General features: G+C 66.3%; 19 protein-coding genes. 3 read left to right on the top strand and 16 right to left on the bottom strand.

Features of this window, described 5'->3' with window-relative positions; genetic code table 11:
• Window positions 1–68: 68 nt before the first annotated feature.
• The 6 genes from GQ57_RS13370 to GQ57_RS13345 form a co-directional block, all read right to left on the bottom strand.
• Window positions 69–794 (bottom strand): amino acid ABC transporter ATP-binding protein, encoded by a 726-nt coding sequence (locus GQ57_RS13370; protein ID WP_031398848.1) that lies wholly within the window; start codon window positions 792–794, stop codon window positions 69–71.
• The gene (gene gltK, locus GQ57_RS13365; RefSeq protein WP_031398849.1) at window positions 791–1,468 is read right to left on the bottom strand and encodes a glutamate/aspartate ABC transporter permease GltK; all 678 of its coding nucleotides are present in this window, start codon (window positions 1,466–1,468) and stop codon (window positions 791–793) included. The genes GQ57_RS13370 and gltK overlap by 4 nt, the downstream gene beginning before the upstream one ends.
• Window positions 1,468–2,208, bottom strand: coding sequence for an amino acid ABC transporter permease (locus tag GQ57_RS13360; RefSeq protein ID WP_031398850.1), 741 nt, complete (start codon window positions 2,206–2,208; stop codon window positions 1,468–1,470). Before GQ57_RS13360 ends, gltK begins: the two co-directional genes overlap by 1 nt.
• Before the next feature lie 84 nt (window positions 2,209–2,292).
• Entirely contained in the window at window positions 2,293–3,186 is an 894-nt protein-coding gene (locus GQ57_RS13355; protein WP_034198081.1) for a glutamate/aspartate ABC transporter substrate-binding protein, read from the bottom strand.
• A 219-nt stretch (window positions 3,187–3,405) separates the two neighbouring features.
• Entirely contained in the window at window positions 3,406–4,692 is a 1,287-nt protein-coding gene (locus GQ57_RS13350) for a Glu/Leu/Phe/Val family dehydrogenase (protein WP_031398852.1), read from the bottom strand.
• Window positions 4,693–4,970: 278 nt separating this feature from the next.
• Window positions 4,971–5,924: a LysR substrate-binding domain-containing protein gene (locus GQ57_RS13345; RefSeq protein ID WP_031398854.1), complete on the bottom strand. Its 954-nt coding sequence runs from the start codon at window positions 5,922–5,924 to the stop codon at window positions 4,971–4,973.
• Between the two features lie 218 nt (window positions 5,925–6,142).
• Here GQ57_RS13345 and purB point away from each other — a divergent pair, with 218 nt between their 5' ends.
• Window positions 6,143–7,531, top strand: coding sequence for an adenylosuccinate lyase (gene purB, locus GQ57_RS13340; protein WP_031398855.1), 1,389 nt, complete (start codon window positions 6,143–6,145; stop codon window positions 7,529–7,531).
• Window positions 7,532–7,600: 69 nt separating this feature from the next.
• Here the strand turns inward: purB and GQ57_RS13335 are convergent, their stop codons facing one another.
• Window positions 7,601–9,022, bottom strand: coding sequence for an NAD(P)/FAD-dependent oxidoreductase (locus tag GQ57_RS13335; RefSeq protein WP_034198071.1), 1,422 nt, complete (start codon window positions 9,020–9,022; stop codon window positions 7,601–7,603).
• A gap of 560 nt (window positions 9,023–9,582) precedes the next feature.
• On the opposite strand from GQ57_RS13335, the gene GQ57_RS13330 reads away from it, so the two are divergent.
• Entirely contained in the window at window positions 9,583–10,233 is a 651-nt protein-coding gene (locus GQ57_RS13330) for a TetR/AcrR family transcriptional regulator (protein ID WP_034198070.1), read from the top strand.
• A gap of 73 nt (window positions 10,234–10,306) precedes the next feature.
• Here GQ57_RS13330 and GQ57_RS13325 read toward each other — a convergent pair whose 3' ends face one another.
• From GQ57_RS13325 to edd, 4 genes are all read right to left on the bottom strand, one after another.
• Window positions 10,307–10,810: a gluconokinase gene (locus tag GQ57_RS13325; protein WP_031398858.1), complete on the bottom strand. Its 504-nt coding sequence runs from the start codon at window positions 10,808–10,810 to the stop codon at window positions 10,307–10,309.
• A 13-nt stretch (window positions 10,811–10,823) separates the two neighbouring features.
• Window positions 10,824–12,185 carry a GntP family permease gene (locus tag GQ57_RS13320; RefSeq protein ID WP_031398859.1) on the bottom strand — a complete coding sequence of 454 codons (1,362 nt, stop codon included), beginning with the start codon at window positions 12,183–12,185 and terminating at the stop codon, window positions 10,824–10,826.
• A 219-nt stretch (window positions 12,186–12,404) separates the two neighbouring features.
• Complete coding sequence (gene eda, locus GQ57_RS13315) at window positions 12,405–13,031, bottom strand: bifunctional 4-hydroxy-2-oxoglutarate aldolase/2-dehydro-3-deoxy-phosphogluconate aldolase (protein WP_031398860.1); 627 nt, start codon at window positions 13,029–13,031, stop codon at window positions 12,405–12,407.
• A gap of 26 nt (window positions 13,032–13,057) precedes the next feature.
• Entirely contained in the window at window positions 13,058–14,914 is a 1,857-nt protein-coding gene (gene edd / locus GQ57_RS13310) for a phosphogluconate dehydratase (protein ID WP_034198069.1), read from the bottom strand.
• 293 nt (window positions 14,915–15,207) lie between these two features.
• On the opposite strand from edd, the gene GQ57_RS13305 reads away from it, so the two are divergent.
• A complete protein-coding gene (locus GQ57_RS13305) occupies window positions 15,208–16,056 on the top strand; it encodes a MurR/RpiR family transcriptional regulator (protein WP_031398862.1) in 849 nt (282 codons plus the stop codon).
• Between the two features lie 93 nt (window positions 16,057–16,149).
• On the opposite strand, the gene GQ57_RS13300 is transcribed toward GQ57_RS13305, so the two are convergent.
• The 5 genes from GQ57_RS13300 to leuS all read right to left on the bottom strand — a co-directional run bounded on the left by GQ57_RS13300 (window position 16,150) and on the right by leuS (window position 22,309).
• The gene (locus GQ57_RS13300) at window positions 16,150–16,572 is read right to left on the bottom strand and encodes a CopD family protein (RefSeq protein WP_031398863.1); all 423 of its coding nucleotides are present in this window, start codon (window positions 16,570–16,572) and stop codon (window positions 16,150–16,152) included.
• A 16-nt stretch (window positions 16,573–16,588) separates the two neighbouring features.
• A complete protein-coding gene (locus GQ57_RS13295; RefSeq protein ID WP_031398864.1) occupies window positions 16,589–17,860 on the bottom strand; it encodes a glutamate-5-semialdehyde dehydrogenase in 1,272 nt (423 codons plus the stop codon).
• Between the two features lie 153 nt (window positions 17,861–18,013).
• Window positions 18,014–19,108 carry a DNA polymerase III subunit delta gene (holA, locus tag GQ57_RS13290; RefSeq protein ID WP_031398865.1) on the bottom strand — a complete coding sequence of 365 codons (1,095 nt, stop codon included), beginning with the start codon at window positions 19,106–19,108 and terminating at the stop codon, window positions 18,014–18,016.
• A 16-nt stretch (window positions 19,109–19,124) separates the two neighbouring features.
• The gene (locus GQ57_RS13285; RefSeq protein ID WP_034198068.1) at window positions 19,125–19,676 is read right to left on the bottom strand and encodes an LPS-assembly lipoprotein LptE; all 552 of its coding nucleotides are present in this window, start codon (window positions 19,674–19,676) and stop codon (window positions 19,125–19,127) included.
• 38 nt (window positions 19,677–19,714) lie between these two features.
• Window positions 19,715–22,309 carry a leucine--tRNA ligase gene (leuS, locus tag GQ57_RS13280; RefSeq protein WP_034198067.1) on the bottom strand — a complete coding sequence of 865 codons (2,595 nt, stop codon included), beginning with the start codon at window positions 22,307–22,309 and terminating at the stop codon, window positions 19,715–19,717.
• Between the last annotated feature and the right edge of the window lie 279 nt (window positions 22,310–22,588).

The raw sequence follows: 22,588 nt of genomic DNA, 5'->3' as shown, positions 1-22,588 counted from the left end.
CGCGCGAAAAAAAACCGCCCGGCATTCGCCGGGCGGTTTTCGTTCGGGCGCGCGCGATGCGCGAACGCTCAGTGCAGGATCTTCGCGAGGAAATCCTTCGCGCGTTCCGATTTCGGATTCGAGAAGAAATCGTCCTTGCGGTCGTCCTCGACGATCGCGCCCTTGTCCATGAAGATCACGCGATGGGCCACCTTCTTCGCGAAGCCCATCTCGTGCGTGACGACCATCATCGTCATCCCTTCCTGCGCGAGTTCGACCATCACGTCGAGCACTTCGTTGATCATCTCGGGGTCGAGCGCGGACGTCGGCTCGTCGAACAGCATCGCGATCGGGTCCATCGACAGCGCGCGCGCGATCGCGACACGCTGCTGCTGGCCGCCCGACAACTGGCCGGGGAACTTGTGCGCATGCGCCTTCAGGCCGACGCGATCGAGCAGCTTCAGGCCCTTCTCGTTCGCCTCGTCCTTGCCGCGGCCGAGCACCTTGATCTGCGCGAGCGTCAGGTTCTCGGTGATCGACAGGTGCGGGAACAGCTCGAAATGCTGGAACACCATCCCGACCTTCGAGCGCAGCTTCGACAGGTTCGTCTTCCGGTCGCCGACCGACTGGCCGTTCACGAGGATCTCGCCCTGCTGGAACGGCTCGAGGCCGTTCACGGTCTTGATCAGCGTCGATTTGCCCGAGCCCGACGGGCCGCACACGACGACCACTTCGCCCTTCTTGACCTCGGTCGTGCACTCGGTAAGGACCTGAAACTGGCCGTACCACTTCGAAACGTTCTTGATGGAAATCATCTTGTGACCTTTTTCTGGAGACCCTTGACGAGCACAGACGCCAACGAGCAAATCACGAAATAGCATGCGCCGGCGAACAGGACCATCTCGACGGTCGTGCCGTCGCGATCGCCGATGTTGGCAGCCGTGCGGAAGAAATCCGCGAGACTGATCACGTACACGAGCGACGTATCCTGGAACAGGACGATCGCCTGCGTGAGCAGCAGCGGCACCATGGCGCGGAACGCCTGCGGCAGGATCACGAGGCGCATCGCCTGCGCGTAATTCATGCCGAGCGCGAACGCGGCGTTCACCTGCCCGCGCGGCACTGCCTGGATGCCGGCGCGGATGATCTCCGAATAATACGCGGCTTCGAACAGCGAGAACGCGACCATCGCCGATGCGAGGCGAATGTCGATCGTCGGCGACAGCCCGAGCACGCCCTGCAACAGCTGCGGCACGATCAGGAAGAACCACAGCAGCACCATCACGAGCGGGATCGAGCGGAACACCGTCACGTAGCCCTGCGCGAACCACGCGAGCGGCTTGACGCCCGACAGCCGCATCAGCGCCAGCAGCGTGCCCCAGACGATCCCGACCACGATCGCGATCAGCGTGATCTGGAACGTGACGACCGCCCCCGTCCACAGCGTCGGCAGCGCGCCGGGAATACTACTCCAGTCGAACTGATGCATCACTTGCCTCCGATATAGCCGGGCAGCCGCGTACGGCCTTCGATCCAGCGCATGAACGCCATCACGACGAGGTTGATGATCACGTACGCGAGCGTGACCGCGATGAACGACTCGTAGGTCTGCGCGGTGTAGTCGACGAGCTGGCGCGCCTGCGCGGACAGGTCGAGCAGGCCGATCGTGGACGCGACGGCGGAGTTCTTGAAGATGTTCAGGAATTCCGACGTGAGCGGCGGCACGATGATCCGGTACGCGACGGGCAGCAGCACGTAGCGATAGGTCTGCCACTGCGTGAAGCCCATCGCGAGGCCGGCCGCGCGCTGGCCCTTCGGCAACGCGTTGATCCCCGAGCGCACCTGTTCGCACACGCGCGCGCCGGTGAACAGGCCGAGACAGACGATCGACGCGGTGAAGAACTGCGTGGTCGGCGGCAGCTGCTTGATCCAGGTGCCGATCGACGCGGGCAGCAGTTCGGGTATCACGAGATACCAGACGAAGAACTGCACGATCAGCGGAATGTTCCGGAAGATCGACACATACAGCGTGCCGATCGCGGACAGCCATTTGTTCGGCACGGTGCGCAGCACGCCGAACAGCGAACCGACGATCAGCGCGATGACCCAGGCGACGAGCGACACCTCGATCGTCACCCAGAAGCCGGACATCAGCCATCCGAAATAAGTCGTCGGCTCGCCGGTCGACACGGGGCTCAGGAAAATGCCCCAGTTCCAGTGGTAAGACATGGGCAAGACTCCAGCAAAAAGAAACGGAAGAAGCGTGGCCTCTTCCGTCTCATTAGCGTCATTTCTGCATCAACGTCCGTGCGGTCAGTCGAGCGCCTTGTCGTTCGGGTTCGCGTACAGCTTCTTCATCGAATCGGACAGCGGGAAGTTCAGGTTCAGCCCCTTCGGCGGAATCGGGTTCTCGAACCACTTCGCATAGATCTTCGCGGCTTCGCCCGACTTCTCGACTTGCGAGATCGCGTCGTCGACGACCTTCTTGAAGTCGGCGTCGCCCTTGCGCATCATGCAGCCGTACGCTTCTTCCGATTGCGGCGTACCGACGATCACCCAGTCGCCCGGCTTCTTCGCCTTCGCACGCTCGCCCGCGAGCAGCGCGTCGTCCATCATGAACGCGACCGCGCGGCCCGATTCGAGCGTATTGAACGAATCGCCGTGATCCTTCGCGCTGATGATGTTCATGCCCATCTGCTTGTCGTTGTTCATCTTGCGCAGCAGGCGCTCCGACGTCGTGCCGGCGGTGGTCACGACCGTCTTGCCCTTGAGATCCGCGAAATCCTTGATGCCCGAATCGTTCTTCGTCATCAGGCGGGTGCCGATCACGAAGATCGTGTCGGAGAATGCGGCCTGCTGCTGGCGTTCGGCGTTGTTGGTCGTCGAGCCGCACTCGATGTCGACCGTGCCGTTCTGCACCAGCGGAATGCGGTTCTGCGACGTGACCGGGATGTTCTTCGTCTGCAGGTTCGGCAGGCTCAGCTTCTTCTTCACCGCGTCGACCACCTTCATCTGGAATTCGCGCGAATAGCCGACCACCTGCTGCTTTTCGTCATAGTAGGAGAACGGGATCGACGACTCGCGGTGTCCCAGTGCGATCACGCCCGTGTCCTTGATCTTCTTCAGCGTGCCCGTCTCCTGAGCATGCGCGCCGCTTGCGAACGCGCAGAGCGCCGCGACCATCAGGACTGCCTTGTGGTATTTCATTTTGGTCATCTCCTTGGCTAAAACCCGCGCCAGTGTATCAAAGTAATATTTTTGAAAGTACTGGTTGTTTACCGCACGCCGAAGCGTCCGGTGCGCAGCCTTCCTCCCGGCTGCGCGCGCCCCGAATGCGCGCGCGGGCGGTGCCGGATCCGGCACCGCCCGCGAAGGTTCATATCCGCAATCGGGTGGATTGCGTCATGAATTGATCATAGTCGACGATCAGGGATAGAGGCCGCGCATTTCGCGCGCCATCAGGATGCGCTTGCACGCAACGATGAACGCCGCCGTGCGCACCGACACCTTGTGCTCTTCCGCGACTGCCCACACGCCGGAGAACGCTTCGCGCATCACGCGCTCGAGACGGTGGTTGATCTCGTCTTCCGTCCAGAAGAAGCTCGAGAAATCCTGCACCCATTCGAAGTACGACACGGTCACGCCGCCCGCGTTCGCGATCACGTCGGGGATCACGAGCACGCCGTTCGCGGTCAGGATGTCGTCCGCCGCCGTCGTCGTCGGGCCGTTCGCGCCTTCGACGATGATCTTCGTGCGGATCTTCGCCGCGTTCTTCTCGGTGATCTGGTTTTCCAGCGCCGCCGGGATCAGGATGTCGGTTTCGACCGTCCAGAACTCGTCGTTCGGCATCGGCTCCGAACCTTCGAAGCCCGCGACGCCGCCCGTGCGAGCAACGTGGTCGAGCAGCTTGTTCGAATCGAGGCCGGCCGGCTGGTAGATCGTGCCCGTGTGATCCTGCACCGCGATCACCTTCGCGCCCGCTTCCTGGAACAGCTTCGCCGCGATGCCGCCGACGTTGCCGAAGCCCTGCACCGCGATGCGTGCGCCCGCGATTTCGAGGCCCTTCTTCTTTGCCGCTTCCGAACCGACGACGAACACGCCGCGGCCCGTTGCTTCCTTGCGGCCGAGCGAACCGCCGAGCGCGATCGGCTTGCCGGTCACGACGCCGGTGGACGTCTGGCCCTGGTTCATCGAGTAGGTGTCCATCATCCACGCCATCACCTGTTCGTTGGTGTTGACGTCCGGCGCCGGAATGTCGGTGTTCGGGCCGATGATGATGCCGATTTCGCTGGTGTAGCGGCGCGTCACGCGCTCGAGCTCACCGCGCGACAGCTTGCGCGGGTCGACGCGGATACCGCCCTTCGCGCCGCCGTATGGCACGTTCACTGCTGCGTTCTTGACCGACATCCATGCGGACAGCGCCATCACTTCCGACAGCGTCACGTCCTGGTGGTAGCGCACGCCGCCCTTGCCCGGGCCGCGCGACACGTTGTGCTGCACGCGATAGCCTTCGAAGTGCGCGACGGTGCCGTTGTCGAGCTCGATCGGCACATCGACGACCAGGATGCGCTTCGGGCGCTTCAGCGTTTCGAGCCAGCGCGACAGCGAACCGAGGTACGGCGCGACGCGATCGACTTGCTGAAGGTAGTTGCCCCACGGGCCGAGATCGTCGGCGTGCAGGTAGGACGGGATGGACTGCAATTGCGAAGACATGGATGCTCCAACGGTCAACAGGTGCGCACATTGTCGAAAAACCCGTTTTTTTTATCCAATGCCGTTTGCTTATTCGATTATGCGTTTCTTGCATGATCGCGATTTTTCGCAAATCTGCAGTCGATTTGCGCAAGAACGCACGCGATCGGTCGTGCATCGCGTGCGTGAAAAATCGTCGAGCGGGGGCGCGGGCCGGCCGCCGGACAGCCGCCCGACAGGCGCCGCAAGCTCGCCGACAGCCGGCCGGGCGCGATCTTGCGCCGGCGAGCCGCCGGCGGTTAACCGGCAGTTTCGCGCAACTCGTCGCGCACGACGTCCCACAGCGCGCGCACGAGCTTCTGACGCGGCTCGTCGCCTTGCAGCGTGAGCTTATCGCAGTACAGCCGGATCTCCATCGTGAGCGTGAACGGATGCGCGCCGCCGCGCGCCGATCTGTCGAGCCGGATCAGGCGGCCGCCCGCGACCGCATCCTCGACCGCGCTGTGCGGCAGGAAGGCGATGCCGTGGCCCGCGAGCGCCATCGCCTTCAGCCCTTCGGCCATGTCGGTTTCGTAGACGCGATCGAGGAACAGCCGGGTCGGCGCGTTCGCGACGATGACTTCCGTCATCCGGCCGAGATACGCGTTCGGCGTATACGACAGGTACGGCACGCGCGCGTCGGCCGCGCCGGGCAGCGTATAGCGCGGCCGCCCCGCGCGGCCGGGCGCCGAGAACGGGCTGATCGGCTCGCTGCCGAGGGTCAGCATGTCGTAGCGCGCCGGATCGAGCGCGACCGGATGGCTCGGGTGGTGGTAGCCCATCACGAGATCGCAGCCGCCCTCGACGAGCGACAGCACCGCGTCGTGCACGTTCAGCGCGCGCAGCCGCGTGTGGACCTGGCCCATCTTCGCCTCGATCCGCTGCAGCCAGCGCGGGAAATACGTGAGCGACAGCGTGTGCGGCACCGCGAACTCGATCGTCGGCACCGGCGCGCCCGCGTGGCCGCGCAGCAGCGTGCGCGCCTCGTGCGCCTGCGACAGCATCGTCAGCGCCTGCTCGTAGAAAATCTGCCCGGCCTGCGTGAGCCGGGTCGGATAAACCGAACGATCGATCAGTTCGGTCGCGAGCCACGCCTCGAGCGCCTGGATGCGCCGCGAAAACGCCGGCTGCGACACGTGCCGCAATTCGGCGGACCGGCTAAAGCTGCGCGTTTCCGCGAGCGAAACGAAGTCTTCGAGCCATTTCAGTTCCATGCGGGCGGGCGCGGCGGGCGGCGGTCGGGAAGAAGCCTGCATTCTACCGGCGGGCGGGCCCGCCCGGCGGCGCGCAGGCCCGCTGCGAACCCGCGCCCGCGCGGCGGCGGCGCGCGGCGGCGCCCGCTACCCGCCCGCACCCGGGGTCGTCGCGCACCGATGGTAAAATGCCGGATTCTCCTCCCCTCGCTCGACCCGGCCCCAAGGCCCGCCCGATCATGTCCGACACTCGTCCCGATACGCTTTTCGCCCTCACCGCGCTCTCGCCCATCGACGGCCGCTACGCCAGCAAGACCGAAGCGCTGCGCGACTGGCTCTCCGAAGCCGCCTTCATGCGCCACCGCGTCACCGTCGAGGTGCACTGGCTGATCGCGCTGTCGCGCGCCGGCTTCGCGGAAGTCCCGCGCTTCTCCGATGCGTCCGAACAGTTCCTGCTGCAGCTCGCCGAGCGCTTCACCGCGCACGACGCCGCCCGCATCAAGGAAATCGAGCGCGTGACGAACCACGACGTGAAGGCCGTCGAATACTGGCTGAAGGAATCGGTGAAGGGCCAGGAAGAGCTCGAGAAGGCAAGCGAATTCATCCACTTCGCGTGCACGTCCGAGGACATCAACAACACGTCGCACGGCATGATGCTCGCCGGCGCGCGCGCGCACGTGATCGTGCCGGCGCTGCGCACGGTCCATCAGCGCCTCGTCGCGCTCGCGCACGCGCTCGCCGACCAGCCGATGCTGTCGCGCACGCACGGCCAGCCGGCCAGCCCGACGACGCTCGGCAAGGAACTCGCGAACGTCGCCGCGCGCCTCGACCGCGCGATCGTGCGCATCGAGAAGGTCGAGATCCTCGGCAAGATGAACGGCGCGGTCGGCAACTTCAACGCGCACCTGTCGGCCTATCCGGAATTCGACTGGGAAGCGTTCTCGCGCGACGTGATCGAGAACCGCCTGAAGCTCGCGTTCAACCCGTACACGATCCAGATCGAGCCGCACGACTACATGGCCGAACTGTTCGACGCCGTCGCGCGCGCGAACACGATCCTGCTCGACCTCGACCGCGACGTGTGGGGCTACATCTCGGTCGGCTACTTCAAGCAGAAGACGAAGGCCGGCGAGATCGGCTCGTCGACGATGCCGCACAAGGTCAACCCGATCGACTTCGAGAACTCGGAAGGCAACCTCGGCCTCGCGAACGCGACGCTGCGCCACCTCGCCGACAAGCTTCCGGTGTCGCGCTGGCAGCGCGACCTGACCGACTCGACGGTGCTGCGCAACATGGGCGTCGCGCTCGGCTACTCGCTGCTCGCGTACGACTCGCTGATCCGCGGCCTCGACAAGCTCGAAGTGAACCCGCAGCGCCTGAACGAAGACCTCGACAACTGCTGGGAAGTGCTCGCCGAGCCGGTGCAGACGGTGATGCGCCGCTACGGCATCGAGAACCCGTACGAGCAGCTGAAGGAACTGACGCGCGGCAAGGGCATCACGCGCGAGGCGCTGCAGGAATTCGTCGGCACGCTCGCGATCCCGCAGGAGGCGAAGGATCGCCTGCTCGCGATGACGCCCGCGTCGTACATCGGCAAGGCCGTCGAACTGGCGAAGCGGATCGCGTAAGCGCCAGCGCCGCCTGACGAAAAAAGCCCGATGCGAGCAATCGCATCGGGCTTTTTGCTTTCCCGCGCCTCAGAACGAAATCATCCGGCCCGGATTGAGCGCGCTCATCACGCTCATCGCCGCCTTCGCCGCGGGAATCGCGATCGGCGACAACTGCCGGCCGAGCGGAATCGCGCGGTGATCGATGCCGGTCAGCATCGAGAAATCGTCGTTGCGGCCGACGAAATCGTCGCAGATCGCCTTGCCGATCCGCACCGTCTGCGCCACGCCGTGGCCGCTCCAGCCCTGCACCATGTACATCGGCACCCGGCCGTCGGTCTTGCGGCTGTCGGTCGCGCCGTTCAGCGTGAAGTCGCTGACGCCGCTCCAGCAGTAGTCGAGCTCGAAGCCGCCGTCGTGTTGCGGAAACACCGTGTTCAGCCGCGTCAGCAGATACGCGTTGACGTCCGGCTGCGCCCAGCAGGTGCCGGTGCCCTGCCCGCCGAACAGCACGCGGTTGCCGCGCACCGGACGGTAGTAGTCGATCTGGAACTGCGTGTCGTACACGGGCATGCCGGCCGGCAGCAACGTCGCGACATCGACGTCGAGCGGCTTCGTCACGCTCACGTACGTGAAGAACGGCACGGTCGTCGTCGCACCGTCGTCGAGCAGCCGGAACGTCGTGTTGTGCAGCGCCAGCACGACGCCGCGGCGCGCGGTGATCGTGCCGCCCGGCGTCGTCGCGACGACGCCCATCGGCGTCTCGTCGAGCTCGAGCACCTCGGTGCCCTCGAACAGCGCGCCGCCGTTGAGCCGGAACCCGTGCACCAGGCCGCGCACGAGCGCGAGCGGATGGATCTGGCCGCCGATCGCGTCGACCGCCGCGCCGTGGTACAGCCCCGAGCGCACGTATTCGTCGTGCAGCTGATGGCGGCCGACGAGCGTCACGCCCGCGTCGCCGAGATGGCGGCGCGCATCCGCGCCGTCGAGCAGCGCGCTCATGTGGCCCGGGTGGACGGCCGCCGTGACGTGGCCGCGCTTGCGGTCGAGATCGAGCGCGTAACGCGCGCCGATCGCGTCGATCAGGTCCATCGATTCGGTCGATGCGAAACGCCACAGCCGCTTCGCATCGTCGTGCGACAGGTGGTCGATCATGTCGGCGGCTTCCCAGCGCGCGAGGCCGGGCGTGAGCTGCCCGCCGTTGCGGCCCGAAGCGGCCGAGCCGACGTGATGCTTGTCGACGAGGATCGTGTCGACGCCCGCTTCCGCGAGGTGCAGTGCGGCCGATGCGCCGAGCAGGCCCGCACCGATCACGAGCACGTCGCATACTGCGTCGTGTGCGAGCGGCGCGCTGTTCGCATGCGGCGACAGCGACGCTTCGTACCAGTTGGCCGGGCGCTCGCCGTCGTAGCGGGACGGATCGCACCAGTTCCAGTTGTCTTTTTCGATGTTCAGTTGCGTTTGTTCGAAACGCGATTCGCCCTGGATCAGGGGTTGATTATTGATAGTCATGATTGCACTTGCATGGTGGGGCCTGCTCACGCCAATAACGGGCTTGCGAACGTGCGTTGCCGGCCGGAGTGCAAGGAGTGACGAGCACCGTTTGGCCGAGCCGGACAAGCAACGATCGACGCCGCAATACGGCCGGCAACGCACGTTCCCCTGTTCGAAACAGCATTCGTGGGGCTGGCCACCGGAAGGGCCGATCGCTGCGTCATGCTCCTTGCGAATACGTCGGGTATTCGCTTCGTCGCAATCCTTGCGCTCGGCCCTTCTGGTAGCCAGCGCAAGCCCGTTATTGGCGTGAGCAGGCCCCAGGCCGCCTGTCGAAGAGCCTTCTGGCTTCGCGGGTGGGGCAGCCGGTTCCACATGGGTGTCAACGAGAAAAGGGGCGCGATGGCCCGTGTTGACGGCGGGCACGCTCGTGCCGCCTGGATCCCGGACTGTGCGAAAGCACGTATTGAAAGGTGCCGGGACACCCAATTTCTACACCGCAGAAATAATTCTACAGTGTAGAATCAGCTTTCGTCAAGTTTACAGTCGGTGCCGCACCGGCACGCCAGCCCGTATCGATGAAAGACAAACCCGCCCAGGGCCCGCGCGGCCTCGACAAGGATGCAATCGTCGCGGCCGCGCTCGCGCTGCTCGAAGACGTCGGCGAAGCCGCGTTCAGCGTGCGCAAGCTCGCGCAATCGGTCGGCTGCGACCCGATGAGCGTGCTGTACCACTTCAAGTCGAAGGACGGCCTGAGCCGCGCGATCGCGAACGCGCTGTCGCGCTCGCTCGTGCCGGTCGACGCCACACTGCCGTGGCGCGAGCGGCTGCGCGACCTCGCGCGCCAGTACCGCACGCTCGCACTGCGCTACCCGGCCGCGTTCGCGCTCCTGCAGCGGCACATGAGTACCGGGCCTGCCGATCTCGCGCACATCGAGGCCGTGCATCGCGCACTGGCCGACGCCGGCATCCCGGGCGCGGCGCTGCCGTCGGTGTGCGTCGGCTGGTATGCGAGCGTGATCGGGCTTGCCGCGGCCGAAGCCGGCGGCCTCACGCGCGCCGCGAACGACGTCGAGCTCGCGGAAATGGAAGCGCTGTCGGACACCGCGCATCCGCTCGTCAAGGCGGCCGCCCCGCTCTATGCGCAGCTCGATCCGGCGGCCGTGCACGACACGATGCTCGACGTGCTGCTCGACGGCATCGCGCAGCGCGCACACGCGGCCTGCTGAGCAGCGGGCCGGCCGCCAACGAAAAAGGCGCCCCGAGGGGCGCCTTCTGCATGACGATTGCCGCGAACCGCGCTCAGTGCTGCTGCGCGAAGCCGATCTTCAGCATGACCTGATCGACGATCTGTTCGGGCGTCAGCTCGATGCTGACCTCGATCGCTTCGTCCGGGCCCGGCTCCTCGAGCGTGTCGAGCTGGCTCTTCAGCAGCGACGGATCGAAGAAATGGCCGGTACGGCTCTTCAGGCGCTCGTGCAACACCTCGAACGAACCCTTCAGATACACGAACCGCACGTCGGCGTCGGTGCCGCGCAGCACGTCGCGGTACGAGCGCTTCAGCGACGAACAGGTGAACACGGCCGTCTCGCCCGCGCGCTGCTTTTCCTCGATGGCCGCGCGGATCGTGCGCAGCCACGGCCAGCGATCGTCGTCGGTCAACGGAATGCCGTTGTGCATCTTTTCCTTGTTCGCGGCGCTGTGAAACGCGTCGCCGTCCGTATAGCTGCACGACAGGCGTTCCGCCAGCATTTCGCCGATTCGCGACTTGCCCGCGCCCGACACGCCCATTGCGATCAGAATCATTGACTACCCCTTGTTACAGAACCACGCTCAGCAGCAGTGTAAAACCGAGGCCGAGCACCGAGATGATCGTTTCGAGCAACGACCAGGTCTTGAACGTCTGACCGACCGTCATCCCGAAGTATTCCTTGATCAGCCAGAAGCCGCCGTCGTTCACGTGCGAGAAGATCAGCGAGCCCGAGCCCGTGGCGAGCACCAGCAGCTCCGGGCTGACCGTCGTGCCGGCCGCCGCCGCGATCGGCGCGACGATGCCGCAGGCCGTCGTCATCGCGACCGTCGCCGAACCCGTGGCGAGACGCATCAGCGCCGCGACGAACCAGCCGAGCAGCAGCGGCGACAGGTGCGCGTGCTTCGCGGTCTCGACGATCTGCTGCGAGATCCCGCTGTCACGCAGGACGCCGCCGAAGCCGCCGCCCGCGCCGACGATCAGCGTGATGCCGGCGATCGGCGCCAGGCACTCGCCGCAGAACTTCTGGATCTGGTCACGGTTGAAGCCCTGCAGCTTGCCGAACGTGAAGAAGCTCACGAGCACGGCGATCAGCAGCGCGACGTCCGAGTTGCCGGCGAAGCGCAGCAGGCTGTTCGGCAGCGATTTCGGCGTGAACAGCAGGTCGGCCCAGCTGCCGATGAGCATCAGTACGACGGGCAGCAGGATCGTGAACAGCGTGATGCCGAAGCTCGGCAGCTCGCGCTTGCCGCCATCCGTGCGTGAATCGACGAACTGCGCGGCGAGCGGGTTGTTCTCCGGCAGCTTCACGAACTTCGAGATCGTCAGCGCGAACAGCGGGCCCGCGATGATCGCGGTCGGCACGCCGACGATCAGGCCGAACGCGATCGTCTTGCCGATGTCGGCGCCGTATTGCTGGACGGCCAGCAGCGCGGCCGGGTGCGGCGGGATCAGGCCGTGCACGACGGACAGGCCGGCCACCATCGGCAGGCCGACGACGAGCAGCGACTTGCCGGTGCGCTTCGCGACGTTGAACGCGATGGGGATCAGCAGCACGAAGCCGACTTCGAAGAACACCGGCAGGCCGACGATGATCGCGACGAACATCATCGCCCAGTGGATGTTCTTTTCACCGAACCAGTCGATCAGCGTGGTCGCGATCCGTTCGGCGCCGCCCGATTCGGCCATCATCTTGCCGAGCATCGTGCCGAGGCCGACGACGATCGCAATGTGACCCAGTGTGCCGCCGGTGCCCGCCTCGAACGACTTGACGATCTTGTCCATCGGCATGCCGACGACCAGGCCGAGGCCGAGCGAAACGATGATCAGCACCAGGAACGGGTAGATCTTGTAGCGCGCGATCATCAGGATCAGCGCGGCGATCGCGATCAGCGTGAATACGAGCAGCATGCTGCCTTGGACAGCCCCCATGTGGCACTCCTCCTAGAATTGTTCGAACCGGGCGAGCAGTTGCGAGTATGCCCGGCTGTGCAGGTCTCCGAAACACGGGGGGTACCCACCCCGTCAGGACGCTGAATTTTACTTATCTTTACGGCCGACGGATAGAACCGGTTCCATCAGCAAAAACCCTCGGTAAAACAAGCACTAAGCGCCTGTCTCCGAGGGTCGGACCAGCAGGGGATGCAAGTCTTAGCGGGGAAGCTGGCTCGCGGCTTGCGCGAGGCGCGTGACTTCGGCCCAGTCCTGCGCGGCGAGCGCCGCCTTCGGCGTGAGCCACGAGCCGCCGACGCACACGACGTTCGGCAGTTTCAGGAAGTTCGGCGCCGTTTCGACGGTGATGCCGCCGGTCGGGCAGAACTTCAGCGCCGGGAACGGGCCGTGGAACGCCTGCAGCATCGGCACGCCGCCCGCCTGCTGCGCCGGGAAGAACTTCACGATCTCGTAGCCGAATTCGAGTGCCTGGATGATGTCGCTCGGCGTCATCACGCCCGGCAGCAGCGGCAGGTCCGCGTCGAGCGACGCGAGGTGCAGGTCCTTCGTGAGGCCCGGCGACACGCCGAACTTCGCGCCCGCGCGCTTCGCCTGCGCGCAATGCTCCGGCTTCGTGATCGTGCCGACGCCGACGACGATGTCGTCCGCGAGCTGGCTCGCGCGCTGGATCGCTTCCAGGCCGGCCGGGGTGCGCAGCGTGATCTCGAGCACCTTCACGCCGCCCGCGTGCAACGCGCGCGACACGTGTTCGCCCTGCTCGACCGAGTCGAATGCGAGCACCGGGATGACCGGGCCCAGCTTCACGATTTCACCAATCGTCTTCATCAGATTTGCTCCTTGAACCTTGAAATTCATGCGTGGGCGTGGGCGGCCGTTTCGCCGACCAGCGCCCCGAACACCGATGCGCCCTGCTCGGCCGGCGCGGCGGCCGAGCGGAACACGCCGAACAGTTCGCGCCCGAAGCCGACCTCGTTGTCGGCCTGATGCAGCGGCTGCGCGACCGGGCGCGCTTGCCACTCGGCCTCGTCGACCGTGATGTCGAGTACACCGGCTTCCGCGTCGATCACGAGTGTATCGCCCGTCTTCACCTTGCCGAGCGGGCCGGCCAGCAGCGCTTCCGGCGACACGTGGATCACGGCGGGCACCTTGCCCGACGCGCCCGACATGCGGCCGTCGGTCACCAGCGCGACGTGGAAGCCCTGATCCTGCAGCACGCCGAGCAACGGCGTCAAACGATGCAGCTCGGGCATCCCGTTCGCGCGGGCGCCCTGGAAGCGCACCACCGCGACGAAATCGCGCTTCAGCTCGCCGCGATCGAACGCTTCCTGTACCGCTTCCTGCGAATCGAACACGATCGCGGGCGCCGTCACCTTGCGGTGCTCGGGCGCGACCGCCGAAATCTTGATCACGCCGCGGCCGAGCCGGCCCTGCATCAGGCGCAGGCCGCCGTCCGGCTGGAACGGGTCGCCGATGCCGCGCAGCACCTTCGGGTCGTGGCTCTCGGCCGCGCCGTCGACCCACGTCAGCTTGCCGTCGATCAGCTTCGGCTCCTTCGTGTAGTGCGCAAGCCCGGGGCCGGCAACCGTCGTCACGTCCTCGTGCAGCAGCCCGCCTTCTAGCAGGTTGCGCACCAGGAACGCCACGCCGCCCGCCGCATGGAAGTGGTTCACGTCGGCCTTGCCGTTCGGGTAGATCTTCGCGAGCAGCGGCACGACGGCCGACAGCTCGTCGAAGTCGTTCCAGTCGATCAGGACGCCGGCCGCGCGCGCGATCGCGACGAGGTGCAGCGTGTGGTTGGTCGAGCCGCCCGTCGCGAGCAGCGCGACGATCCCGTTGACGATCGCCTTCTCGTCGACCACATGACCGATCGGCGTGTAGCGGCCGCGCTCGACGGTCAGGTCGAGCACGCGGCGCGCGGCCTCGGCCGTCAGCGCGGTGCGCAGCGGCGTGTGCGGATGGACGAATGCCGAACCCGGCAGGTGCAGCCCCATCAGCTCCATCAGCATCTGGTTGCTGTTCGCGGTGCCGTAGAACGTGCAGGTGCCGTGGCCGTGATACGCGGCCGATTCGGCCTCGAGCAGTGCGTCGCGGCCGACCTGGCCGGTCGCGAACTGCTGGCGGATCTTCGCCTTGTCGTCGTTCGACAGGCCGCTCGTCATCGGGCCGGCCGGCACGAAGATCGTCGGCAGGTGGCCGAACTGCAGCGCGCCGATCAGGAGGCCCGGCACGATCTTGTCGCAGATGCCGAGGCAGAGCGCCGCGTCGAACATGTTGTGCGTGAGCGCGATCGCCGTGCCCATCGCGATCGCCTCGCGCGAGAACAGCGACAGCTCCATCCCCGGATTGCCCTGCGTGACGCCGTCGCACATCGCCGGCACGCCGCCCGCGAACTGCGCGACCCCGCCGTTCTCGCGCGCGGCGGCCTTGATGATCTCGGGGAAATCCTTGTACGGCGCATGCGCGGACAGCATCTCGTTGTACGAGGACACGATGCCGATGTTCGGCTCGCGAATCGCCTTGATCGCGAACTTGTCGTTGCCTTCGAGGCCCGCGAAGCCGTGCGCGAGGTTCGCGCACGACAGCGCGCCGCGCGCCGGGAACTTGCCCTGCGCGCCGTCGATGCGCTGCAGATAGGCGGAACGGGTCGATTGGCTGCGGGCGATCACGCGTGCGGTGACCTTTGCCAGAGTGGGGTGCAGCGACGTCATGCTGGGCGCTCCTGTATGCCGGCCGACACCGGCGGTTGGAATCGTGGGGACGGTCAAGTGCATCGACAGAACGAAGCCAGTCTAGTAGAAAAACTACAAGCACGCAATGCGGCTTGCGTCATGCCCACGCCTTTTTTCCGCTGAAAACAAGGATATACCTAGTGAAAACCCTGATTTCCACCGATGCCGCCGTACCGAAATCGCAACAATGTCGCTAGTATTTTTATGTAGATTTTCTACAATTCGATTGCGATACACTCGCGCATCCGAACCCGATTCCTGTCTGCCACCCCATGCTGCCTCGCATTGAAGCGATCCGCACCGAGTTGCGCCCGTCCGAGCGCAAGCTCGCCGACTACATCCTCGCCGCGCCGCGCGAGGTGCTCGACCTCGCGATGACCGAGTTGTCCACGCGCGCGGGCGTCAGCCAGCCGACGATCGCGCGGTTCTGCCAGGCGCTCGGCTGCAGCGGCTTTCGCGAATTCAAGATCCGGCTCGCGCAGAGCGTCGCGCCGGGCGTGTCGTCGGTGTATCGCGACGTCGAGCCCGACGAACCGGCGCCCGGCATCATCGGCAAGGTGTTCGACCGCACCATCGGCGCGCTGATCGAGGTGCGCAACAGCCTGTCCGCGGGCAGCGTCGCCGAAGCGATCGCACTGCTGTCGAACGCGTCACGCATCGAGTTCTACGGCGCCGGCGGCTCGGGCATCGCCGCGCAGGACATCCAGCACAAGTTCTTCCGGCTCGGCGTGCCGAGCGTTGCGTATTCCGACCCGCATACGTTCTCGATGTCGTCGGCGCTGCTCGGGCCGCACGACGTCGTCGTCGCGATCTCGAACACCGGGCGCACGCGCGACATCGTCGACGCCGCGCGCTCCGCGCTCGCGTGCGGCGCGAAAGTCGTCGCGATCACGCAGAGCCATTCGCCGCTCGCGAAGCTCGCGACGGTCAGCCTCGCGTCGAACGTCGCCGAGGAAACCGACGTGTTCTCGCCGATGACGTCGCGGATGTCGCATCTCGCGATCGGCGACATCCTCGCGGTGGGCGTCGCGCTGTCGCGCGGCCCCGCGCTGATGGAGCGTGTCGGCCGCGCGAAGGAAGCGATCACGCGCCGCCGGATCGACGACGGCACGAAGGATTGAGCAAATCGCACACCCCGCGCGCAAACGACAACGGCGCCCCGAGGGGCGCCGTTGCGCATGAACCGGCGGCAGGCACCCTGCCCGCCGCGCCGCTCAGAACGGCTTGATCACGACCAGCGCGACCGCCGCGAGCATGCCGAGCACCGGCAACTCGTTGAACACGCGATACCACTTGTCCGAGCGCTTGTTCTCGCCGCGCTCGAACACTTTCAGCAGGTGCCCGCAGTACGCGTGGTAGACGATGAGCAGCAGCACGACCGTCACCTTCGCATGGATCCAGCCCTGCCCCTGCCCGATGCCGATCGCGAGCCAGAGCCACAACCCGCAGGCCAGCGCCGGCACGGCGATCATCGTCATGAAGCGGAACAGCTTGCGCGCCATCAGCAGCAGGCGCCGCACGGCGGCCGGATCGGTTTCCATCGCCAGGTTCACGTAGATGCGCGGCAGGTAAAACAGCCCGGCGAACCACGCGGCGATCAGTACGATATGGAAGGTCTTGACCCAGAGCATTGCCATCGGTTGTGCGCCTCGCTTACTGACGGCCTTCGCCGTGCCCGAGCACGACGTATTTCAGCGACGTCAGCCCTTCGAGGCCGACGGGGCCGCGTGCGTGCAGCTTGTCGTTCGAGATGCCGATTTCCGCGCCGAGGCCGAATTCAAAGCCGTCCGCGAAGCGCGTCGACGCGTTGACCATCACGCTCGCCGAATCGACTTCGCGCAGGAAACGCATCGCGCGGTCGTGATCCTCGGTGACGATCGCGTCGGTGTGATGCGAGCCGTAGTGGTTGATGTGCTCGATCGCGGCGTCGAGGCCGTCGACGACCTTGATCGCGAGTACCGGCGCGAGATACTCGGTACGCCAGTCTTCGTCGGTGGCATCGACGAGCGGGCCTACCCCTGCATCGGCGAGCACCGTGCGCGCGGCCGCATCGACGCGCAGCTCGACCTGCTTGTCGCGATACAGCTTGCCGAGCGGCGGCAGCAGCGTCGCCGCGATCCCGCTCGCGACGAGCAGCGTCTCCATCGTGTTGCAGGTGCCGTAGCGGTGCGTCTTCGCGTTGTCGCAGACGGTCAGCGCCTTGCCGAGATCGGCGCGATCGTCGACGTACACGTGACAGATGCCGTCGAGATGCTTGATCATCGGCACGCGCGCCTCGTTGATCAGGCGCTCGATCAGGCTCTTGCCGCCGCGCGGCACGATCACGTCGACGTATTCGGTCATCGTGATCAGCTTGCCGACCGCCGCACGATCGGCGGTTGCGACGACCTGCACCGCGTCCTGCGGCAGGCCGGCCGCCTCGAGCCCCTCGCCGATCAGCTTCGCGAGCGCCGTGTTCGATTCGAGCGCTTCGGAGCCGCCGCGCAGGATCGTCGCGTTGCCCGACTTCAGGCACAGCGCGGCCGCGTCGATCGTCACGTTCGGGCGCGATTCGTAAATGATGCCGATCACGCCGAGCGGCACGCGCATCTGGCCGACCTGGATCCCGCTCGGGCGGAACTTGAGGTTGCCGATTTCGCCCACCGGATCGGCCAGCGACGCGACCTGGCGCAAGCCTTCGACCATCGTCGTCAGTGCCTTGTCCGACAGCGTCAGGCGGTCGACGAACGCCGCATCGAGCCCCTTTTCACGGGCGCGGGCGACGTCGCGCGCATTCGCGTCCTTCAGCACCTGCGCGTCGCGTTCGATCGCGCGGGCCACGGCGTCGAGCGCCGCGTTCTTCGCGGCCGTGCTGGCGCGCGCCATCGCGCGGGATGCGTGCCGGGCGCGACGGCCCAGGTCGGTCATGTACTGATCGATATCCATCGTGTGACTCGAGAAGCGAGCCGCGCGGAGCGGCATGAATTCGTGGGGAAGCGCGGGGCGGCCATTCGGCGGGTAAGGCGGCAGGATGGCCGCGCCGACTATCGAAGCATTGTAAGCGGGTTGCGCAGCGTGCGCTGAAGGCCCGAACGGGACTTAACGCCGCACGCGACCCGCGGTCGGCGGTCGTTCGCCGCGGGCACCGGCCACCGTCATCGCGAGCTGAAACAGGCCGTCCCACGGATCGGGCGGCGGCTCGTCCTGCGTGCGGCGCCCCGGCATGACGGCCGTGAGCCCCTTGACCTGCCGGTCGAGCTTCGCGGCGAACGCGAGCGCCTTCTCGAGCCCGCCTTCCGACACGCGGTTCAGCGCGGGGCCGATCAGCCGCTCGCGCGGCCCCCATACGCGGTTCTCGCGCAGCAGCGTCGCCAGCGGCTTGCCGGCCGTCGTGCCGCGCTTGATCCGCAGCAGCGTGCGCAATTCCTCGACAACGGCCCACATCACGAGCACGATCGCCTCGCCCTCGCCCTTCAGCCCGTCGATCATCCGCGCGAGCCGCGCAGCATCGCCGGCGAGCATCGCCTCGTTCAGCTTGAACACGTCGTAGCGCGCGACGTTCAGCACCGCGTCGTGCACCAGCTCGAACGACAGCGCGCCCTGCGGATACAGCAGCCCGAGCTTCTGGATTTCCTGATGCGCGGCGAGCAGGTTGCCTTCGACACGCTCGGCGATGAACTGCAGCGCGCGGCGCCCGTCCTCGCCAGGCGCGGCCCGCTGGCCCTGCAGCGCGAGACGCTGGCCGATCCAGTTCGGCAACTGCGCGCGGTCGACCGGATCGATCTTCAGCGCGACGCCGCCGTTCTGCAGCGCGGTGAACCACGCGGATTTCTGCGTCGCCGCGTCGAGGCGCGGCAACGTGACGAGCATCAGCGCGTCGGGGTTGGGCGTGGCCGCGAGCGTCTTCAGCGCATCGGCGCCTTCCTTGCCGGGCTTGCCCGACGGAATGCGCAGCTCGATCAGCTGGCGCTCGCCGAACAGCGACATCGCCTGGGTCGCGCCGAGCAGCACGCTCCAGTCGAAGCCGCGCTCGACCGTATGCACCGAACGTTCGGTGAAGCCGGCCGCGCGTGCGGCCGCGCGAATGCGGTCGCACGCCTCCTGCGCGAGCAGCGGCTCGTCGCCGTAGACGGTATAGAGCCCCGCCACCCCCTTCGCGAGGTGCGGCTCCAGCGCATCAAGTCGCAGTTGCATCGATGCGTGCGCCCGATCAGAGCGGCGGCGGCGGCAGCGGCGCGCGCGGCCAGACGCCCGGCACCACGTCTTCCGGCGCCGGCGTCAGCGAGTGGACGATCGCGAGACGCCGCATCAGCTGGTCGACCGCGTCGTTCTGCATGTCGCCGTACAGGATGTCGGCTTCCTGCGCCTTCGCGTTCGTGTACTGGTCGCTGTACGTCATCGCGCGATTCAGCGCGATCACGCTCGTCGGGATCAGCACGGTGCCGTCCTTGCTCGTCAACGTGTAGTTCAGCGTATAGAACAGTGCATATTCCTGCGCCGAGCCGAACTTGTTGAGCGTCAGCGTGTTCTGGTTGCGCGCCTCCCACATGCGCAGCACGGCATCGGCGCCGTCCGCCGACTTGACGATCTTCGTGTCGCTGCCGGCCTCGACGAGGCGCACGAGCCGCGCCTCGACGGGGGCCGGCGCGCCGACCACCAGCAAGTGCTTGAACGCGTAATTCTGCTGGCCACGCAACTGGAAGCCGCATGCCGACAGCGCAACCGCGCTGCCGACGAGCATCAAAAACGATCTGCGGATCACCTTCGCTCCTTCTGGGTACGTCGGAAGGCCGGCGGCCGTCAGACGACGATGTTCACGAGACGGCCCGGCACGACGACGATCTTCTTCGCCGGCTTGCCGTCGCTGAACTTCGCGAACGCTTCGTCGGCCACCGCCGCGGCTTCGATCGCCTCGCGGCTGGCGTCCTTCGCCACCTTCAGCGCGCCGCGCACCTTGCCGTTCACCTGCAGCACGAGTTCGATCTCGGCCTGCTCGAGCGCGGCCTCGTCGACCTTCGGCCACGGCGCGTCGAGCAGCGGGCCGAACTCGTCCGCATAGCCGAGCGCCTTCCACAGCTCGAACGTGACGTGCGGCACGACCGGGTAAAGCACGCGCAGCAGCACGCCGTACGTCTCGCGCAGCACGCCGGGCGTCGCGCCCTTCGCGCCGTCGATCGCGTTCAGCATCTTCATCGCGGCCGACACGACCGTGTTGTACTGCAGGCGCTGGTAATCGAAATCGGCCTGCTTCAGCACACTGTAGATCTCGCGGCGCAGCGTCTTGTCGGTTTCGCCGAGCGCGGCCGCATCGAAGCCCGCGCGCGCGGCGAGCGCTTCGCGGTTCGTCGCACCGAAGCTCCACACGCGGCGCAGGAAGCGGCTCGCGCCCTCGACGCCCGCACCCGACCACTCGAGCTGCTGCTCGGGCGGCGCGGCGAACATCGTGAACAGGCGCGCGGTGTCCGCACCGTACTGGTCGATCAGCACCTGCGGATCGACGCCGTTGTTCTTCGACTTCGACATCTTCTCGATGCCGCCGAGCACGACCGGCTGGCCGTCGGTGTTCAGCGTCGCGCCAACCGGGCGGCCCTTGTCGTCGAACGTGACGGTCACGTCGGCCGGGTTGTACCAGGTCTTCTTGCCGGACGCGTCTTCACGGTAGAACGTTTCGTTCAGCACCATCCCCTGCGTGAGCAGGTTCTTCGCCGGTTCGCCGAACTTCACGAGGCCGAGGTCGCGCATCACCTTGGTCCAGAAGCGCGAATACAGCAGGTGCAGGATCGCGTGCTCGATGCCGCCGATGTACTGATCCATCGGCATCCAGTAGTCGGTGCGCGCGTCGACCATGGTCTCGGCGTCCGGCGCCGTGTAGCGCGAGAAGTACCACGACGAATCGACGAAGGTGTCCATCGTGTCGGTTTCGCGCTTCGCGGCCGCGCCGCACTTCGGGCACGCGCAGTTCAGGAACGCTTCCGACTTCGCGAGCGGGTTGCCCGAGCCGTCCGGCACGAGGTCTTCCGGCAGCACGACCGGCAGGTCCTGCTCCGGCACCGGCACGTCGCCGCACGACGGGCAGTGGATGATCGGGATCGGCGTGCCCCAGTAGCGCTGGCGCGACACGCCCCAGTCGCGCAGGCGCCACGTGACCTGCTTGTCGCCGAAGCCGCCGGCATTCAGGTCGGCCGCGACCGCGTCGACGGCTTCCGAGTAGCGCAGGCCGTCGTACTTGCCGCTGTTCACGCAGACCGCGGTTTCCTTGTCGCCGTACCACTCCTGCCATGCGTCGAGCGAATACTGCTGGCCTTCGGCCGAGATCACCTGCTTGATCGGCAGGTCGTATTTCTTCGCGAACGCGAAATCGCGCTCGTCGTGGCCCGGCACGCCCATCACCGCGCCTTCGCCATAGCTCATCAGCACGTAGTTGCCGATCCACACCTCGACCGGCTCGCCGGTCAGCGGGTGCTTGACCGAAAAGCCCGTCGCGACGCCCTTCTTCTCCATCGTCGCGACGTCGGCCTCGGCGACGCCGCCGCGCTTGCATTCGTCGATGAACGCGATCAGCTCGGGCTTGTCCTGCGCGAGGCGCGTGGCGAGCGGATGCTCGGCCGCGATCGCGCAGAACGTGACGCCCATGATCGTGTCGGCGCGCGTGGTGAACACGCGCAGCAGCTTCTTCTCGCCGTCGAGTTCGTACGGGAAGCCGAAGTTCACGCCGAAGCTCTTGCCGATCCAGTTCTGCTGCATGATCTTCACGCGCTCGGGCCAGCCGAGGCCGTCGAGATCGTTCAGCAGCTCATCCGCGTACTGCGTGATGCGCAGGTAATACATCGGGATCTCGCGCTTCTCGACGAGCGCGCCCGAGCGCCAGCCGCGGCCGTCGATCACCTGCTCGTTCGCGAGCACGGTCTGGTCGACCGGGTCCCAGTTCACGGTGCCCGTCTTCTTGTACGCGATGCCCTTCTCGAGCATCTTCAGGAACAGCCACTGGTTCCACTTGTAGTAGTCGGGCTTGCACGTCGCGATTTCACGCGACCAGTCGATCGCGAGGCCCATCGACTGCATCTGGCCCTTCATGTAGTCGATGTTGTCGTAGGTCCACTTCGCGGGCGGCACGCCGTTCGCCATCGCGGCGTTTTCGGCCGGCATCCCGAACGCGTCCCAGCCCATCGGCATCAGCGTGTTGTAGCCGTTCATCCGCAGATAGCGGTACATCACGTCGTTGATCGTGTAGTTCCGCACGTGACCCATATGCAGCTTGCCGGACGGGTACGGCAGCATCGACACGCAGTAGAACTTCGGCTTCTGCGAATCTTCCTTCGTCTTGTAGGCATCGGCTGCGCGCCAGTCGCCCTGGGCGGCGGCTTCGACGTCGGCGGGTACGTATCTCTCGTGCATGGTGTGGTTCGGACTAGGCTTTAAGCGGCGCGACGGCGCGCGCAGGAGTGGATCGAAAGTCGTGCTTGCCCGGCAGGCCTGCAGGTTCGCTGCGGCCGGAGCGGCTGCCGGTTGCCGGGTACTTCCCGGGTGACCCGAAGCATGCGCGGGTCGCCCGGAAAATTCCGGGTTGCCTGGAAACCGCCTGCCAACCGGGAAAAACGTTGATTATACCGCCCGCGCCGCCCCATTCGGCCGGTCTTGCGGCGTGCGGCCCGATCCCGCGGCAGGTACGGACCT

The organism is Burkholderia sp. MSh2, assembly GCF_000731655.1.
Taxonomy (GTDB): Bacteria; Pseudomonadota; Gammaproteobacteria; order Burkholderiales; family Burkholderiaceae; genus Burkholderia; species Burkholderia paludis.
The sequence above is the reverse complement of the archived record's forward strand: the minus strand, read 5'-3'. Positions and strand labels throughout refer to the sequence as shown.

Excerpts from the sequence above, each read along its gene's own strand:
- GQ57_RS13370 (WP_031398848.1), bottom strand. The coding sequence starts at position 794 with ATGATTTCCATCAAGAACGTTTCGAAGTGGTACGGCCAGTTTCAGGTC.
- gltK (WP_031398849.1), bottom strand. The coding sequence starts at position 1,468 with ATGCATCAGTTCGACTGGAGTAGTATTCCCGGCGCGCTGCCGACGCTG.
- GQ57_RS13360 (WP_031398850.1), bottom strand. The coding sequence starts at position 2,208 with ATGTCTTACCACTGGAACTGGGGCATTTTCCTGAGCCCCGTGTCGACC.
- GQ57_RS13355 (WP_034198081.1), bottom strand. The coding sequence starts at position 3,186 with ATGAAATACCACAAGGCAGTCCTGATGGTCGCGGCGCTCTGCGCGTTC.
- GQ57_RS13350 (WP_031398852.1), bottom strand. The coding sequence starts at position 4,692 with ATGTCTTCGCAATTGCAGTCCATCCCGTCCTACCTGCACGCCGACGAT.
- GQ57_RS13345 (WP_031398854.1), bottom strand. The coding sequence starts at position 5,924 with ATGGAACTGAAATGGCTCGAAGACTTCGTTTCGCTCGCGGAAACGCGC.
- purB (WP_031398855.1), top strand. The coding sequence starts at position 6,143 with ATGTCCGACACTCGTCCCGATACGCTTTTCGCCCTCACCGCGCTCTCG.
- GQ57_RS13335 (WP_034198071.1), bottom strand. The coding sequence starts at position 9,022 with ATGACTATCAATAATCAACCCCTGATCCAGGGCGAATCGCGTTTCGAA.
- GQ57_RS13330 (WP_034198070.1), top strand. The coding sequence starts at position 9,583 with ATGAAAGACAAACCCGCCCAGGGCCCGCGCGGCCTCGACAAGGATGCA.
- GQ57_RS13325 (WP_031398858.1), bottom strand. The coding sequence starts at position 10,810 with ATGATTCTGATCGCAATGGGCGTGTCGGGCGCGGGCAAGTCGCGAATC.
- GQ57_RS13320 (WP_031398859.1), bottom strand. The coding sequence starts at position 12,185 with ATGGGGGCTGTCCAAGGCAGCATGCTGCTCGTATTCACGCTGATCGCG.
- eda (WP_031398860.1), bottom strand. The coding sequence starts at position 13,031 with ATGAAGACGATTGGTGAAATCGTGAAGCTGGGCCCGGTCATCCCGGTG.
- edd (WP_034198069.1), bottom strand. The coding sequence starts at position 14,914 with ATGACGTCGCTGCACCCCACTCTGGCAAAGGTCACCGCACGCGTGATC.
- GQ57_RS13305 (WP_031398862.1), top strand. The coding sequence starts at position 15,208 with ATGCTGCCTCGCATTGAAGCGATCCGCACCGAGTTGCGCCCGTCCGAG.
- GQ57_RS13300 (WP_031398863.1), bottom strand. The coding sequence starts at position 16,572 with ATGGCAATGCTCTGGGTCAAGACCTTCCATATCGTACTGATCGCCGCG.
- GQ57_RS13295 (WP_031398864.1), bottom strand. The coding sequence starts at position 17,860 with ATGGATATCGATCAGTACATGACCGACCTGGGCCGTCGCGCCCGGCAC.
- holA (WP_031398865.1), bottom strand. The coding sequence starts at position 19,108 with ATGCAACTGCGACTTGATGCGCTGGAGCCGCACCTCGCGAAGGGGGTG.
- leuS (WP_034198067.1), bottom strand. The coding sequence starts at position 22,309 with ATGCACGAGAGATACGTACCCGCCGACGTCGAAGCCGCCGCCCAGGGC.